Below are 11770 nucleotides of genomic sequence, written 5' to 3'. Positions count from 1 at the left end.
TGATGCTGAGCCGCACGCTGGGCGGGGCGGCCGGTCCCGCCAACGACCTCTTGTCCTATGCACCGGCGACCGACACCCGCTTTTCCGGCATCGAGGTTCGGGTCGTCCCGGAAAACGTCACCAACGCGCCCAAGACGCCGATCGCCGCATCGCGCGAGCCGCTGGTCGAGGACAAGCTGCTGCTGGCCAAGCGCGGCGAGAACTTCGAGCAGGTGATGCGCGGCGCCGGTGCGACACCCGACCAGATCCGCGGCATGATGCTGGCTTTCGGCGGCAAGGTGCGCACCGCCGCCCTGCCCGACGGGCAGGTGCTGCAGGCGCTCTACGCTCCGGGGCTGAAGCCCGGCGACGCCCGCCAGATCGTCCGCGTCTCGCTCCTGACCAATGGCCAGCCCGACGGCACGGTCGCCGTCAACGACAAGGGCCTGTTCGTCTCCGTCAACCTGCCCCGGCAGGAACTGGTCGGCCCGCAGCGTTCCCAGCGCAAGGCGGATGACGAAGAGGAAGACGACGGCGAGAGCGGCAGCAGCGGCGCGCGTCTCTATGAGAGCCTTTACGAGACGGGCATGCGCCACGACCTGCCGCGGCCGCTGATCGACGAACTCGTCCGCATTTTCTCCTATGATCTCGATTTCCAGCAGCGCGTGCGCGGCGGCGACAATCTCGAGGTCATCTTCACCGAGGAGGACGAGGGCGAGCGGGCCGAGATCCTGTCGGCATCCCTCACCATCGGCGGCGAGACGCGCCGCGTCTTCCGCTACCAGGCGCCAGAGGACGGGCTGATCGAGTACTTCGACGAGGAAGGGAAGTCGCTGAAGAAGTTCCTGCTGCGCAAGCCCATCGCCGATGGCGAGATGCGCTCCGGCTTCGGCATGCGCTACCACCCGATCATGCGCTATTCGAAGATGCATACCGGCGTGGACTGGGCCAACCGCATCGGCACGCCGATCCTGTCCGCCGGCAACGGCACCATACTCGAGGCCGGCTGGTCCTCCGGCTATGGCAAGCACACCGTGATTCAGCACGCCAACGGCTATGTCACGACTTATTCGCACCAGTCGAACTTCGCCAACGGCATCGTGCCGGGCGCCAAGGTCCGGCAGGGCCAGGTCATCGGCTATCTCGGCTCGACCGGCCTCTCGACCGGGCCGCACCTGCATTACGAGGTCAGGGTCAACGGCAACTTCGTCAACCCGATGAAGATTCGCGTGCCGCGCGGCCGCGAGCTCCAGGGCCAGACGCTCGTCGAATACAAGCGCCAGCGCGACGAAATTCAGGTTCTGATCGAACGCGCCGGCGGCACCCTCGCACAACTGCGCTGAGCGCATGCCCGGAGCCCGAAGGGCGCCACGACCTGCAGCAGAGGCTTGACATCCCGGCTCCGAAGCCACACCGGCAAGTCTCCACTCGCTCCCGCCAGGTGCCGCGCCCATGCTCGCCGCCCTTCTCGTCGTCCTGCCGGTCTTCGGCCTGATCGCGCTGGGTTATCTCGCGCGCTGGACGAAGCTGCTGCGCGAGACCACCGGCGAGGGGCTTTCCGATTTCGTCTTCGTGCTGGCGGTGCCCTGCCTGCTGTTCCGGACACTGGCGAAGGCCGACATTCCCCAGACTCAGCCCTGGGGCTACTGGATCGCCTATTTCACCGGGCTGGCCGTCGTCTGGGCGCTCGCCATGCTGATCGCCAACCGTTTCTTCGCGCGCAACGGTCCCGAACTCGTCGTCTCGGGCTTCGCCGCGGCGCAGTCGAACACCGTCTTCGTCGGCGTGCCGATGATCCTGAAGGCCTATGGCGACGCCGGCGCGGTGCCGCTCGGTTTGCTGCTGGCGATCCATCTGCCCGTGACCATGACGATCGCGACCCTGCTTGCCGAGGGTCGCTCGGCCTCGGTGGGATTGCTGTTCCGGCGGCTTTTCACCCATCCCATCGTCATCGGGATCATCCTCGGCACGCTCGCCCGCCCCGTCGTCGACATCCTCCCGACGCCGTTCTGGACGCTGATCGACCTGATCGCCAACGCGGCCGTGCCCTGCGCGCTGATCAGCCTCGGCATCAGCATGCGGCGCTACGGGCTGGAATCCGGCCTTGGCCTGCCCGCCGCGCTCAGCGGCCTCAAGCTCGGCCTTCATCCCCTGATCGTCTATCTGCTGGCGACGAAGGTCTTCGACATGCCGGCGCACTGGTCGGGCGTCGCCGTGCTGTTTGCGGCCTGCCCCTGCGGGATCAACGCCTATCTCTTCGCCGAACGCTACCGCCAGGGCGTCGCCGATGCGTCGAGCGCGATCACGCTCTCCACGCTGATGTCGCTGCTCACCACGGCGGCCTGGTTGAACTGGCTCGGCGTCGGCTGAACGCACCGCAGAGTATCGCCGCAAGTGCGCAGCACGGCTTTCGCGAGACGCCGATGCAAGAACTGACGACGCAGCAACGAAAGAGCTACGGCGTCGATCCGGCAGCGGAGCCGAAGCCGAGCATCTGCCTGATTCCCACCGCCGTCATGCCCTGCGCCCTCAGATCGGCGAGACTTTCCGACTGGCGGCTCTTCGCCAGCTTGCGGCCGGTCTCATCCGTCAACAGCTCATGGAAATGATAGCGCGGCGTCGGCAGGCCGAGCAGGCGCTGCAGCAGGGCATGGATGTCGGTCGCCGCCTCGAGATCACGCCCGCGGACCACATGCGTCACCCCCTGCAGCGCATCGTCGGTCACGACCGCGAGGTGATAGCTCGTCGGTACACCCTTGCGCGCCAGCACGACGTCGCCCCAGCGTCCGGGCCGCGCCGCGACCGTGCTCGCCTGCCCGGCCGCGTCGATCAGGACATAGGAAAGCTCGCCTCCGGCCGCCGCCAGCGCGCGCGCCATGTCGAGGCGCAGCACATGCGGCTCGCCAGCCGCGATGCGCCTCTGCGCCTCCGCCCGGCCGCAGGCGCGACAGCTCCCCGGATAGAGCGGCGCATCGTCCGGATCGACGGGCCAGCGCCGGCCTGACGCGGCCTCCTCCGCCAGGACCGCCGCCCGCACCTGCTGTCGCGAGCAGAAGCAGGGATAGACCAGATCGCGCCGGCGCAGGTCCCCAAGCGCGACGGCATAGTCGTCGAAATGCTCCGACTGCCGCCTCACCGGCCGCTCGAAGACGAGCCCGAGCCAGGCCAGATCGTCACGCAGCGCCTGCTCCAGAGCAGGTGTGCAGCGTTCTCGGTCGATATCCTCGATCCGCAGCAGCAGGCGCCCCGTCATCTGCGCCGCCAGCCGCTCATTGGTCAGCGCCGACAAAGCGTGTCCGAGATGCAACCGCCCGTTCGGGCTCGGCGCAAAACGCAGAACCGGCTGCGCAGTTTCAGGTGGGGACGACGCCATGCTCCTTGTCTAGGGTTTCGCCCCGACGCGGCCAAGCTCACCCTGACACTTGCATGACCCGCGCTCGTCCGGAATGACGGCAGCGGATCCAGGCGACGCCTCCTGACGAGATCCGGCAGACCCATGGGCCTTGATTGAGACGATGCACAAAATCACCTGCGACGCCGATCTCGAAGAGGGCATGGCTGCGCTTGGCGCGCTCCATCCGGATTGGGCCGCGATCATCGAACGGACCGGCATTCCGCCGCTGCGCCGGCGCGAGGGCGGCTTTGCCGGGCTCGCCGCCATCATCGTCTCGCAGCAGCTCTCGGTCGCGAGCGCGCGCGCCGTCTGGGCGCGGGTCGAAACGGTGCTGGCGCCCCTGACGCCGGAGCGCATCCTGGCGGCTACGGATGAGGAGATGCGGCTGTCGGGGCTCTCACGCCCGAAGCAGCGCACCATGCGCGCGGTCGCCGCCGCCATTGCCGGGGGAGAGCTCGCCCTCGAAACATTGGAAACAGCGACGCCCGAACAGGTCCATGCCCTGATGACCGCGGTCTCAGGGATCGGCCCCTGGACGGCGGACATCTATCTCCTGTTCTGCCTCGGCCATCGCGACGGCTTCGCAGCCGGAGATCTCGCGATCCAGGAGGCCGCCCGCGTCGCATTCGGCCTGCCGGCGCGGCCGGGAGTGGCGGCGCTGGAGGCTCTGGCGGAAGATTGGCGACCCTGGCGCGGCGTCGCCGCCCGCCTGCTCTGGGCCTATTACGCAGCACTGAAGTCACGCGAGGGCGTCAACGCCTGACGCGCCCGGCGCGCCCAAGTTTCAGCGAGCCATGACTTTCAACGAGCCATGATCTTCAGCGCCGCATCGGCGGCGCTGCGCAGGAAGGCGCTGTCGCTCATCACGGTGACGAGCCTGGCGCCCATGGCGACGAAGGCCTTGGCCCGCTCGGCCGACTGGGCATACACCGCGACCGGCTTCCCCGCTGCCGAGGCCCGCGCGATGATATGGCGGATCGCCTCGTCGACCTCGGCCGAGAGCGGGTTGACCTCCTTGCCGCCCGAAAGCGCGATCGAAAGGTCGGATGGACCGACGAAGACGGCGTCGATGCCGTCCAGCGCCAGGATATCGTCGAGGATCGCCATCGCCTCGCGCGTCTCGATCATCGCGAAGGACAGCGAGAAGCGGTTCGCTTCTCGCAGATAGGCGTTGGCGTCGAGCCCGGAGGCGCCGAGCCCGCCATAGCTGCCCCAGCTCCGCTCGCCCATCGGCGGATATTTCGAATAGGCCGCGAACATGCGGGCATCGGCCATCGTGTTGATCATCGGGGCGATCACGCCGGACACGCCGGCATCGAACAGACGCGAGACGTTCTGGAACTCACCGACCGGGATGCGCGCCAGCGCCGGCTTGCCGGCGGCGTTGATCAGCGGCACCGCCTTGATGACCTCGCCGAGCGTGATCGGCCCGTGCTGCATGTCGAGCGTGACGGCATCGAAATTCGCGCGCGCCAGCAGGCCGGCGATTCCGGGCTCCGGCAATCCGCACCAGGCCGAAACGATGGTGTCGCCCTTGGCGAGGCGGTCGGCGAGCGAGGACAGGACGGTCGGTGTGGCCATGGCGCATTTCATCCGTTGCAGGCCCGCTCTTGGCTGGTCAGGCGGGTGCGCCACGTTGGACCGGGGAGGGTCCGAAATGCAAACGGGCGCCCATGCGCCCGCTTCAATTACGTCCTGCGTTTTTGAACGCCCTGCGTTTTCAGGCAGCGCGCCGTCGCGCCCGCCCCCAGCTCAGCGACCGGTCTGGATGTCCTCGGCGGCCCGGATCAGCAGCTCCGTCATCACGCGCCGGATCTCCTCGTCGGCGATCGCGACGCTGGCGGCAGCCAAGTCGCCCTTGACCTTGCGCACGACGTCCTCGTCGCCGGCCTCCTCGAAATCGGCCACGACGACCGACTTGGCATAGGCGTCCGCCTCCGCGCCACTCTTGCCGAGCTTCTCCGCCGCCCACAGGCCGAGCAGCTTGTTGCGCCGCGCCGTCGCCTTGAAACGCAGCTCCTCGTCATGGGCGAACTTGTTCTCGAAGGCATCCTTGCGCTGATCGAAGGTCGTCATGCGGTTTAAGTCCTCTCGCGGGGCACGGCCAGTGAAGGGCTCGGGAAGGCACGTCGCTGCCATATAGGATGCCGCGCCACGCAGGGCCAGTCCGGATTGCACGCGCCGATGCGGGGCTCGGCCCGGCCGGGCTCGAATCCCGGCGCCCGGACCGGTTTGTTGCGTTTGCAGTGCAGAAGGCCCATATAGCGGGCGCAACGGCGGCCATCTCGGGCGCTGGCGCATTGAGCCGGCCGGCAGCGCGGTCTACGCTGATTCCAACCTGATCGGAATCAGCACGGATTCGTGCAGGACCGGCTGATCAGGGGCCCAGATCCCGCCGCGGGGCGACCTGCGTCCAGAGAAAGGCCGAGTTTTGGATTTCCTCAAGCCACGGTACATCCCAATGAATCGCCGCCGTCGCATCTACGAAGGCAAGGCGAAGGTCCTCTATGAAGGACCCGAGCCCGGAACGCTGATCCAGCACTTCAAGGATGACGCCACCGCTTTCAACGCCAAAAAGCATGAAGTCATCGACGGCAAGGGCGTGCTCAACAACCGCATCTGCGAGCACATCTTCTCCAATCTGAACGACATCGGCGTGCCGACGCATTTCATCCGCCGGCTGAACATGCGCGAGCAGCTCATCCGCGAGGTCGAGATCATCCCGCTCGAGGTCGTCGTGCGCAACGTCGCCGCCGGCTCGCTCGCGACCCGTCTCGGTCTCGAGGAGGGCACGCAGCTGCCCCGCTCGATCATCGAATTCTACTACAAGAACGATGCGCTGAACGACCCGATGGTCTCGGAAGAGCACATCACCGCCTTCGGCTGGGCGACGCCTCAGGAGATCGACGACATCATGGCGCTGGCCATCCGCGTCAACGACTTCCTCTCGGGCCTGTTTCTTGGTGCCGGCATCCGTCTCGTCGATTTCAAGATGGAATGCGGTCGCCTCTGGGAAGGCGAGATGATGCGCATCGTCGTCGCCGACGAGATCAGCCCCGATTCCTGCCGGCTCTGGGACATCAAGTCGAAGGACAAGATGGACAAGGACCGCTTCCGCCGCGACCTGGGCGGGCTGATCGAGGCCTATACCGAAGTGGCGCGCCGCCTCGGCATCCTTGGCGAGAACGAGAAGGCCGGCCCCGCCGGCCCCAGGCTGGTCCAGTAAGCGCAAGCCCGGTGCCGTGAGCTCCGGCGTGCGACCTTCGCCGATGACTGAACGGGAGCGCCTGCGCTCCCGTTTCCATGTCGCGCCGGTGCTGGCCGGCCTGGCCCTGCTGCTCGCCGCCTGCGCCGGCCAGTTCGGCGCAGGCTTCGCCGAACTGCCGGCATCGCAAGGCTGGCAACCCTTGCCGATCGGGTCCTGGGTGCTGAATGACGGGCTCGAGGCCCGGACCATGGTGTTCTGCCCGCGCGCAAGCTGCGACCGGCAGGGCTTCGCCGCGATCGTCGCCTTCGAAGGCGCACAGGCAAGGCACATGGACGAGGCTCTCTCCGGGCAGCCGGTAGAGCTCGCCCGCGCCTTCGCACGACTCGCCGCGGAAAAAGCGGCGGCCAAGGCCGCCGAACAGCGCAAGGCCAGGAATCCGACCGGGAATCCAGCGAGAAAAACGGCGAAGCCAGCGCCCGACCGCAGCAGGACCGATTTCGCCCGCTTCGACATCGAGAACGCCCGCGGCATCCTCGTCACGATCCGCCTGAAGGATTCGCCGGCGCGGCAGGCCGTCACCGCGATCCTCTATGAGCGCGAGGGCGAGCGCCTCGTCGTCGCGCTCGCCGTCGCCGATAATGAGACCGCGGCCAGGCGGGATGTGCTTGCCGCATGGCGCAGCCGCTGATTCACGTGAAACCGCGCGAAACGGTTGAGCCCGGCCCGATTCGCCGTTAAGGCACCCGCACAGCGCTCGTCCGGAGATCCCCATGAAAGCCCGCGTCACCGTCACCCTCAAGACCGGCGTGCTCGACCCGCAGGGCAAGGCGATCGAGGGCGCGCTGAAATCCCTCGGCATCGAGGGTGTCGGCTCCGTCCGCCAGGGCAAGGTCTTCGACATCGAGCTGGCCGGCAGCGACAAGGCCACCGCCGAAGCGGCCCTGAAGACGGCCTGCGACAAGCTGCTCGCCAACACCGTGATCGAAAACTACCGCGTCGAGATCAGCGCCTGAGCCAGCGCACATGATCGGGGCCTCCCGGCCCCGACAAAGATCGTCGACGCTGCCCGCCAGGGCGCCCGCAAGCCGAGGAGCACCCGCCCGTGAAAGCCGCCGTCATCACCTTTCCCGGCTCCAACCGTGACGGCGACGTCGCCAAGGCGCTGAAGCAGGCCGGCGCCAGCGTCGCCCATGTCTGGCATGCCGACACCGCGCTTCCCGCCGGCACCGACCTCGTCGTGCTGCCGGGCGGCTTCTCCTATGGCGACTATCTGCGCACCGGCGCCATCGCCGGCCGCGCCAACATCATGGATGCGACCCGGGCGCACGCCGCCCGCGGCGGTTTCGTGCTGGGTATCTGCAACGGTTTCCAGATCGCCTGCGAGGCGGGCCTGCTGCCCGGCATCCTGATGCGCAATGCCGATCTGAAATTCGTCTGCCGCCGGCAGCATCTGACGGTCGAGCGCAATGACACGCCCTACGCCGGTGCCTACGGCAAGGGCCAGGTCATCGATGTCTGCATCGCCCATGGCGAAGGCAACTACATCGCCGATCCCGAGACTCTCGCGCGCCTCGAAGGCGAAGGCCTCGTCGCCTTCCGCTATGCCGACGCGCAGGGCAGGGTCACGGCCGAAGCCAATCCGAACGGCTCGCTCAACAACATCGCCGGCATCTATTCGCCCAGCTTCAACGTGCTGGGGCTGATGCCCCATCCCGAGAACCTGATCGATTCACTGACCGGCGGCACCGACGGCCGCGGCATGTTCGACAGCCTGATGGGCGGAAAGAAGGCGGCGTAACGCCGTCATTCTCGGACGAAACGAAGCGCAGACCCGCGAAACGCTTTCAGAACGCGCGAAACGATGCTCGGGGCACGCCCGAGCGCGACGTCATTTGCCCGCCATCGCCCGCGCCAGCAGCTTTCCGGCCGTCGCCGCGTCCAGCGGGCCGACATGCTTTTCCAGGATGCGCCCGTCCGGCGCGATCAGGAACGTCTCCGGCACGCCATAGACGCCCCATTCGATCGCGGCCCGTCCCGAGCGGTCGACCCCGACGGCGGAATAGGGATTGCCGAGGGCGCCGAGAAAGCGCCGGGCATTGTCCGCCTCGTCCTTGTAGTTCATCCCGACGACCGCGACCTTGCCGGCCTTCACGGCCGGCGCCTCCGCGAGCGCCACGAGGAAGGGATGCTCGACCCGGCAGGGCGCACACCAGCTCGCGAAGACGTTGACGATCGTCGCCCGGCCGGCAGCGAGATCGGCCATGCCGAAGGCCGGCACGGGCTGCCCGTCCCGCTGCAGCCCTTCGAGCGCGGCCAGCGCGATCGGCGGCGCCGGCCTGCCGATCAGGGCGGAGGGCACCTTGCTGGCATCCCCGGAAAACAGCCCCACCAGGAAAACCACAGCAAGGGCCGCAAACAGCATCAGCGGGGCAAGAAAGATCAGCGCCGCTCGCCGGTGCGGCGCGATCTCGGCGGAGGCTTCGGCAGGGGCCTCGACTTGACCGCTCTCGACCTGGCTCATGGCTGGACCCGTTCCGACCGGCGGCCGACGCCGCGCTGCTCGAGGGCCGCGAGCGCGCGCTTCTGCGCGCGGTGGTCGAGGGCGACCGACAGCGCCAGCCCGCCCAGCACGATGACGACCGCGCCATAGGACGCCAGGATGAAGCCGGCATGCGGCCCGAGCCCGCTCATGCCGGCGATCCCTGCGTCGACAACCCCTGTGCCGCCAGCTGGTCGAGTCGCTCGGCCTCGAGGATCGTCAGCGTCCGCACGCGCCTGCGCATGATCTCTGCCCGCATCGCGACAAGATGCAGCGCCAGCGCCAGGCAGGTGAAGCCCACGGCCAGGATGAGCAGCGGCCAGAGCATCGAGGCGTGGATCGTCGGCCCGCCCATCCGCAAGACCGAGGCCGGCTGGTGCAGCGTGTTCCACCAGTCGACCGAGAACTTGATGATCGGCACATTGACGAAGCCGACCAATGTCAGGATCGCGACCGCACGCCCGGCGCGCGACGGATCGTCGAGCGTCCGCCACAGTGCCATGATGCCGAGATAGATCAGAAAGAGCACGAGCACCGAGGTCAGCCGCGCATCCCAGACCCAATAGGTGCCCCACATCGGCTTGCCCCAGAAGGCGCCGGTCAGCAGGCAGATTAGGGCGAAGCTGGCGCCGATCGGCGCCGCGGCCTTCTGCGCCACATCGGCCAGCGGGTGCCGCCAGACCAGCGTGCCCAGCGCCGAGACGGCCATCACGGAATAGAACATCAAAGCGAGCCAGGCGGCCGGCACATGCACGAACATGATGCGGATGGTCTCGCCCTGCTGGTAGTCGGCCGGGGCCTCGAACCAGGCGAGGTAGAAGCCGACAGCCAGCATCAGCGCCGCCGCGCCCGCAAGCCAGGGCAGCAGCACAGCGGAATAGCGCATGAAGCGCGTCGGGTTTGCCAGGTCGATCAGGCCAGCCATGTCATCGCATCACGCTCGGGGGCTGCCCCCAGAAGCTGCCGCCGCAGCTTTATCAATGCACGCCCCTGCCAGCAATGCGCTTGCCGAACATGCGACACCGGCGACGCCGAGCCTCAGCCGCCATCGCCTGAAAGGCCGGACTTGCCGTCCGGCGGCACCACTCCGAATTCCTGCGAACGAATGCCTTCCCCGGCGATGCTGAAACCTTCCGCCGCCAGCCCACGGCGCAGCAACTCGCGCACCGCGGCCGCCCGGCTCGGCATCCGCTTGTCGAAGCGCCAATCCTCCAGCGCCCGCAACTCGCTCTGGCTCAACATGATTTGCAGGCGTTCGGGACGTTCCAGTGCCGTCATCGTTCAGACCTGATCGCTCCTGCGAATGAGTAGGTGACATCTTAAGCACATTTGGCGGTGAAGCAACGTTCTGCCAAGACTTCGCTTTTGGCCCCGTTTCCTGCATGCCCGCCATGGGTGCCCTTTCAGCAAATTGCTAACAAGCTGAATAGATTGATATATTCATTGGCGATGGGTTGTCCGGGATCCGTTCGCTTGCTACGCTGGCACATCTTCGAAGAGGAGAATGCATGACGCAGCAACTGCCCGACGATATCCAACGCGAGGTCGAAACCACGATCCGAGCGAAAGCGAGTGAGTCCCGGGTGCTTGACGTCTATGCGACCGCCCAGGAAATCCGCAGCAGGCATGCCGTGCCCGAGATCCGGATCGAGGACATCGCGACGACGGTGGCGCGACTCGCGAGCCAGTATGGCTGCGCCGTCGAGCTGGGCGGCCAGCGCGCCGAGCCCCTTACGCGTCAATCGGCCTAGCGACGCCCGAGCATCGGTCAGAAAAGTGGACTGCAGTTTTCGGACAAAGCCGATGCAAGATCAAAGACCGAGATCATCGGACCGAATACGATATTCGGTCCGATGATCTAGGCTCAGAACTCATTGATCAGAGCCAGAAGATGACGGCTGCGGCGATGCAGATTGCCGAGAAGAAAGTGTGGGCGCATCGATCGTAGCGGGTTGCGATGCGGCGCCAGTCCTTGAGCTTGGCGAAGAGGTTCTCGACCTTGTGGCGCTGGCGGTAGAGCGCCTTGTCATAAGGGTACGGGGTTTTCCGGCTTCGGCTCGAGGGGATGCAGGGCGCGATGCCCTTGGCGGCGAGCGCCTGGCGGAACGGCGTGCTGTCGTAGCCACGATCGGCGATGAGGGTTTTGGCTGGCGGCAGGGCGGCGAGCACGAGGCTTGCGCCCTTGTGGTCGCTCATCTGGCCTTCCGACAGGAGCATGATGATTGGGCGGCCGCTCTCGTCGCAGACAGTGTGGAGCTTGGAGTTCAGCCCGCCCTTGGTCCGCCCGATACGACGGGGAACAGCCCCTTTTTGAGCAGGCTCGCCGCCGTGCGATGGGCCTTGAGATGCGTCGCGTCGATCATGATGCGCTCCGGCTTGGGTCCCTCGCCGGCGAGCCCGGCGAAGATCCGGTCGAAGACGCCGAGCCGGCTCCAGCGGATGAAGCGGTTGTAGAGCGTCTTGTGGGGACCGTAGCCCTTGGGCGCGTCCTTCCACTGCAGGCCGCTGCGGATGATGTAGACGATCCCGCTCACCACGCGCCGATCATCGACCCGTGGCACGCCATGCGAGAGCGGAAAATGCGGCGATATCCGCGTCATCTGCCGCTCGCTCAGCAAAAACAAATCATTCATCACAGCGTCCTCCCAGA

General features: G+C 67.0%; 16 protein-coding genes (1 of these 16 cut by a window edge). 8 read left to right on the top strand and 8 right to left on the bottom strand.

Annotated elements, in window-relative coordinates:
- Together C8D03_RS09935 and C8D03_RS09930 are read left to right on the top strand one after the other, a co-directional pair.
- Nucleotides 1-1322: the 3' portion of a M23 family metallopeptidase gene (locus C8D03_RS09935; RefSeq protein WP_248308415.1), read on the top strand. 790 nt of this gene lie to the left of the window's left edge; only the last 1322 of its 2112 coding nucleotides appear in the window; its start codon lies beyond the left edge, outside the window; its stop codon occupies nucleotides 1320-1322.
- Nucleotides 1323-1431: 109 nt separating this feature from the next.
- Nucleotides 1432-2349 carry an AEC family transporter gene (locus C8D03_RS09930; protein ID WP_108046116.1) on the top strand — a complete coding sequence of 306 codons (918 nt, stop codon included), beginning with the start codon at nucleotides 1432-1434 and terminating at the stop codon, nucleotides 2347-2349.
- An 85-nt stretch (nucleotides 2350-2434) separates the two neighbouring features.
- On the opposite strand, the gene gluQRS is transcribed toward C8D03_RS09930, so the two are convergent.
- Nucleotides 2435-3352, bottom strand: coding sequence for a tRNA glutamyl-Q(34) synthetase GluQRS (gene gluQRS, locus C8D03_RS09925; protein ID WP_108046115.1), 918 nt, complete (start codon nucleotides 3350-3352; stop codon nucleotides 2435-2437).
- A gap of 142 nt (nucleotides 3353-3494) precedes the next feature.
- Between gluQRS and C8D03_RS09920 the strand changes: the two genes are divergently transcribed.
- Complete coding sequence (locus C8D03_RS09920; RefSeq protein WP_108046114.1) at nucleotides 3495-4136, top strand: DNA-3-methyladenine glycosylase family protein; 642 nt, start codon at nucleotides 3495-3497, stop codon at nucleotides 4134-4136.
- A 38-nt stretch (nucleotides 4137-4174) separates the two neighbouring features.
- On the opposite strand, the gene C8D03_RS09915 is transcribed toward C8D03_RS09920, so the two are convergent.
- Nucleotides 4175-4954: an HpcH/HpaI aldolase family protein gene (locus C8D03_RS09915; RefSeq protein ID WP_108046113.1), complete on the bottom strand. Its 780-nt coding sequence runs from the start codon at nucleotides 4952-4954 to the stop codon at nucleotides 4175-4177.
- 171 nt (nucleotides 4955-5125) lie between these two features.
- Entirely contained in the window at nucleotides 5126-5449 is a 324-nt protein-coding gene (locus C8D03_RS09910; RefSeq protein ID WP_108046112.1) for a DUF1476 domain-containing protein, read from the bottom strand.
- A gap of 355 nt (nucleotides 5450-5804) precedes the next feature.
- On the opposite strand from C8D03_RS09910, the gene purC reads away from it, so the two are divergent.
- From purC to purQ, 4 genes are all read left to right on the top strand, one after another.
- Nucleotides 5805-6599, top strand: coding sequence for a phosphoribosylaminoimidazolesuccinocarboxamide synthase (gene purC / locus C8D03_RS09905; protein ID WP_108046111.1), 795 nt, complete (start codon nucleotides 5805-5807; stop codon nucleotides 6597-6599).
- A gap of 43 nt (nucleotides 6600-6642) precedes the next feature.
- Complete coding sequence (locus tag C8D03_RS09900; RefSeq protein WP_108046110.1) at nucleotides 6643-7269, top strand: hypothetical protein; 627 nt, start codon at nucleotides 6643-6645, stop codon at nucleotides 7267-7269.
- Nucleotides 7270-7351: 82 nt separating this feature from the next.
- Nucleotides 7352-7594, top strand: coding sequence for a phosphoribosylformylglycinamidine synthase subunit PurS (purS, locus tag C8D03_RS09895; protein ID WP_108046109.1), 243 nt, complete (start codon nucleotides 7352-7354; stop codon nucleotides 7592-7594).
- A gap of 89 nt (nucleotides 7595-7683) precedes the next feature.
- Complete coding sequence (gene purQ, locus C8D03_RS09890) at nucleotides 7684-8379, top strand: phosphoribosylformylglycinamidine synthase subunit PurQ (protein WP_108046108.1); 696 nt, start codon at nucleotides 7684-7686, stop codon at nucleotides 8377-8379.
- 90 nt (nucleotides 8380-8469) lie between these two features.
- Here the strand turns inward: purQ and C8D03_RS09885 are convergent, their stop codons facing one another.
- The 4 genes from C8D03_RS09885 to C8D03_RS09870 form a co-directional block, all read right to left on the bottom strand.
- Nucleotides 8470-9102 carry a DsbE family thiol:disulfide interchange protein gene (locus tag C8D03_RS09885; RefSeq protein ID WP_108046107.1) on the bottom strand — a complete coding sequence of 211 codons (633 nt, stop codon included), beginning with the start codon at nucleotides 9100-9102 and terminating at the stop codon, nucleotides 8470-8472.
- A complete protein-coding gene (gene ccmD, locus C8D03_RS09880) occupies nucleotides 9099-9272 on the bottom strand; it encodes a heme exporter protein CcmD (protein ID WP_108046106.1) in 174 nt (57 codons plus the stop codon). Before ccmD ends, C8D03_RS09885 begins: the two co-directional genes overlap by 4 nt.
- Nucleotides 9269-10045: a heme ABC transporter permease gene (locus C8D03_RS09875; protein WP_108046105.1), complete on the bottom strand. Its 777-nt coding sequence runs from the start codon at nucleotides 10043-10045 to the stop codon at nucleotides 9269-9271. The genes ccmD and C8D03_RS09875 overlap by 4 nt, the downstream gene beginning before the upstream one ends.
- A gap of 113 nt (nucleotides 10046-10158) precedes the next feature.
- On the bottom strand, nucleotides 10159-10398 hold the full coding sequence (locus tag C8D03_RS09870; RefSeq protein WP_108046104.1) for a hypothetical protein: 240 nt from the start codon (nucleotides 10396-10398) through the stop codon (nucleotides 10159-10161).
- Between the two features lie 230 nt (nucleotides 10399-10628).
- On the opposite strand from C8D03_RS09870, the gene C8D03_RS09865 reads away from it, so the two are divergent.
- Nucleotides 10629-10871 carry a hypothetical protein gene (locus C8D03_RS09865; protein ID WP_108046103.1) on the top strand — a complete coding sequence of 81 codons (243 nt, stop codon included), beginning with the start codon at nucleotides 10629-10631 and terminating at the stop codon, nucleotides 10869-10871.
- Nucleotides 10872-10998: 127 nt separating this feature from the next.
- On the opposite strand, the gene C8D03_RS09860 is transcribed toward C8D03_RS09865, so the two are convergent.
- Nucleotides 10999-11753 (bottom strand): IS5 family transposase gene (locus tag C8D03_RS09860; RefSeq protein WP_108046102.1). Its coding sequence is split into 2 segments (ribosomal slippage): nucleotides 10999-11420 and nucleotides 11420-11753, totalling 756 coding nucleotides; the frame shifts between segments, so codons are not numbered across the junction.
- Nucleotides 11754-11770: the final 17 nt, after the last annotated feature.

Source organism: Bosea sp. 124 (assembly GCF_003046175.1).
Classification (GTDB): Bacteria; Pseudomonadota; Alphaproteobacteria; order Rhizobiales; family Beijerinckiaceae; genus Allobosea.
Note: the sequence above shows the minus strand (reverse complement) of the source record. Positions and strands in the feature narration are given on the sequence as shown.

Bases quoted from the DNA above. Each gene is read 5' to 3' on its own strand.
- C8D03_RS09930 (WP_108046116.1), top strand. From the start codon at position 1,432: ATGCTCGCCGCCCTTCTCGTCGTCCTGCCGGTCTTCGGCCTGATCGCG.
- gluQRS (WP_108046115.1), bottom strand. From the start codon at position 3,352: ATGGCGTCGTCCCCACCTGAAACTGCGCAGCCGGTTCTGCGTTTTGCG.
- C8D03_RS09920 (WP_108046114.1), top strand. From the start codon at position 3,495: ATGCACAAAATCACCTGCGACGCCGATCTCGAAGAGGGCATGGCTGCG.
- C8D03_RS09915 (WP_108046113.1), bottom strand. From the start codon at position 4,954: ATGGCCACACCGACCGTCCTGTCCTCGCTCGCCGACCGCCTCGCCAAG.
- C8D03_RS09910 (WP_108046112.1), bottom strand. From the start codon at position 5,449: ATGACGACCTTCGATCAGCGCAAGGATGCCTTCGAGAACAAGTTCGCC.
- C8D03_RS09900 (WP_108046110.1), top strand. From the start codon at position 6,643: ATGACTGAACGGGAGCGCCTGCGCTCCCGTTTCCATGTCGCGCCGGTG.
- purS (WP_108046109.1), top strand. From the start codon at position 7,352: ATGAAAGCCCGCGTCACCGTCACCCTCAAGACCGGCGTGCTCGACCCG.
- C8D03_RS09885 (WP_108046107.1), bottom strand. From the start codon at position 9,102: ATGAGCCAGGTCGAGAGCGGTCAAGTCGAGGCCCCTGCCGAAGCCTCC.
- ccmD (WP_108046106.1), bottom strand. From the start codon at position 9,272: ATGAGCGGGCTCGGGCCGCATGCCGGCTTCATCCTGGCGTCCTATGGC.
- C8D03_RS09875 (WP_108046105.1), bottom strand. From the start codon at position 10,045: ATGGCTGGCCTGATCGACCTGGCAAACCCGACGCGCTTCATGCGCTAT.
- C8D03_RS09870 (WP_108046104.1), bottom strand. From the start codon at position 10,398: ATGACGGCACTGGAACGTCCCGAACGCCTGCAAATCATGTTGAGCCAG.
- C8D03_RS09865 (WP_108046103.1), top strand. From the start codon at position 10,629: ATGACGCAGCAACTGCCCGACGATATCCAACGCGAGGTCGAAACCACG.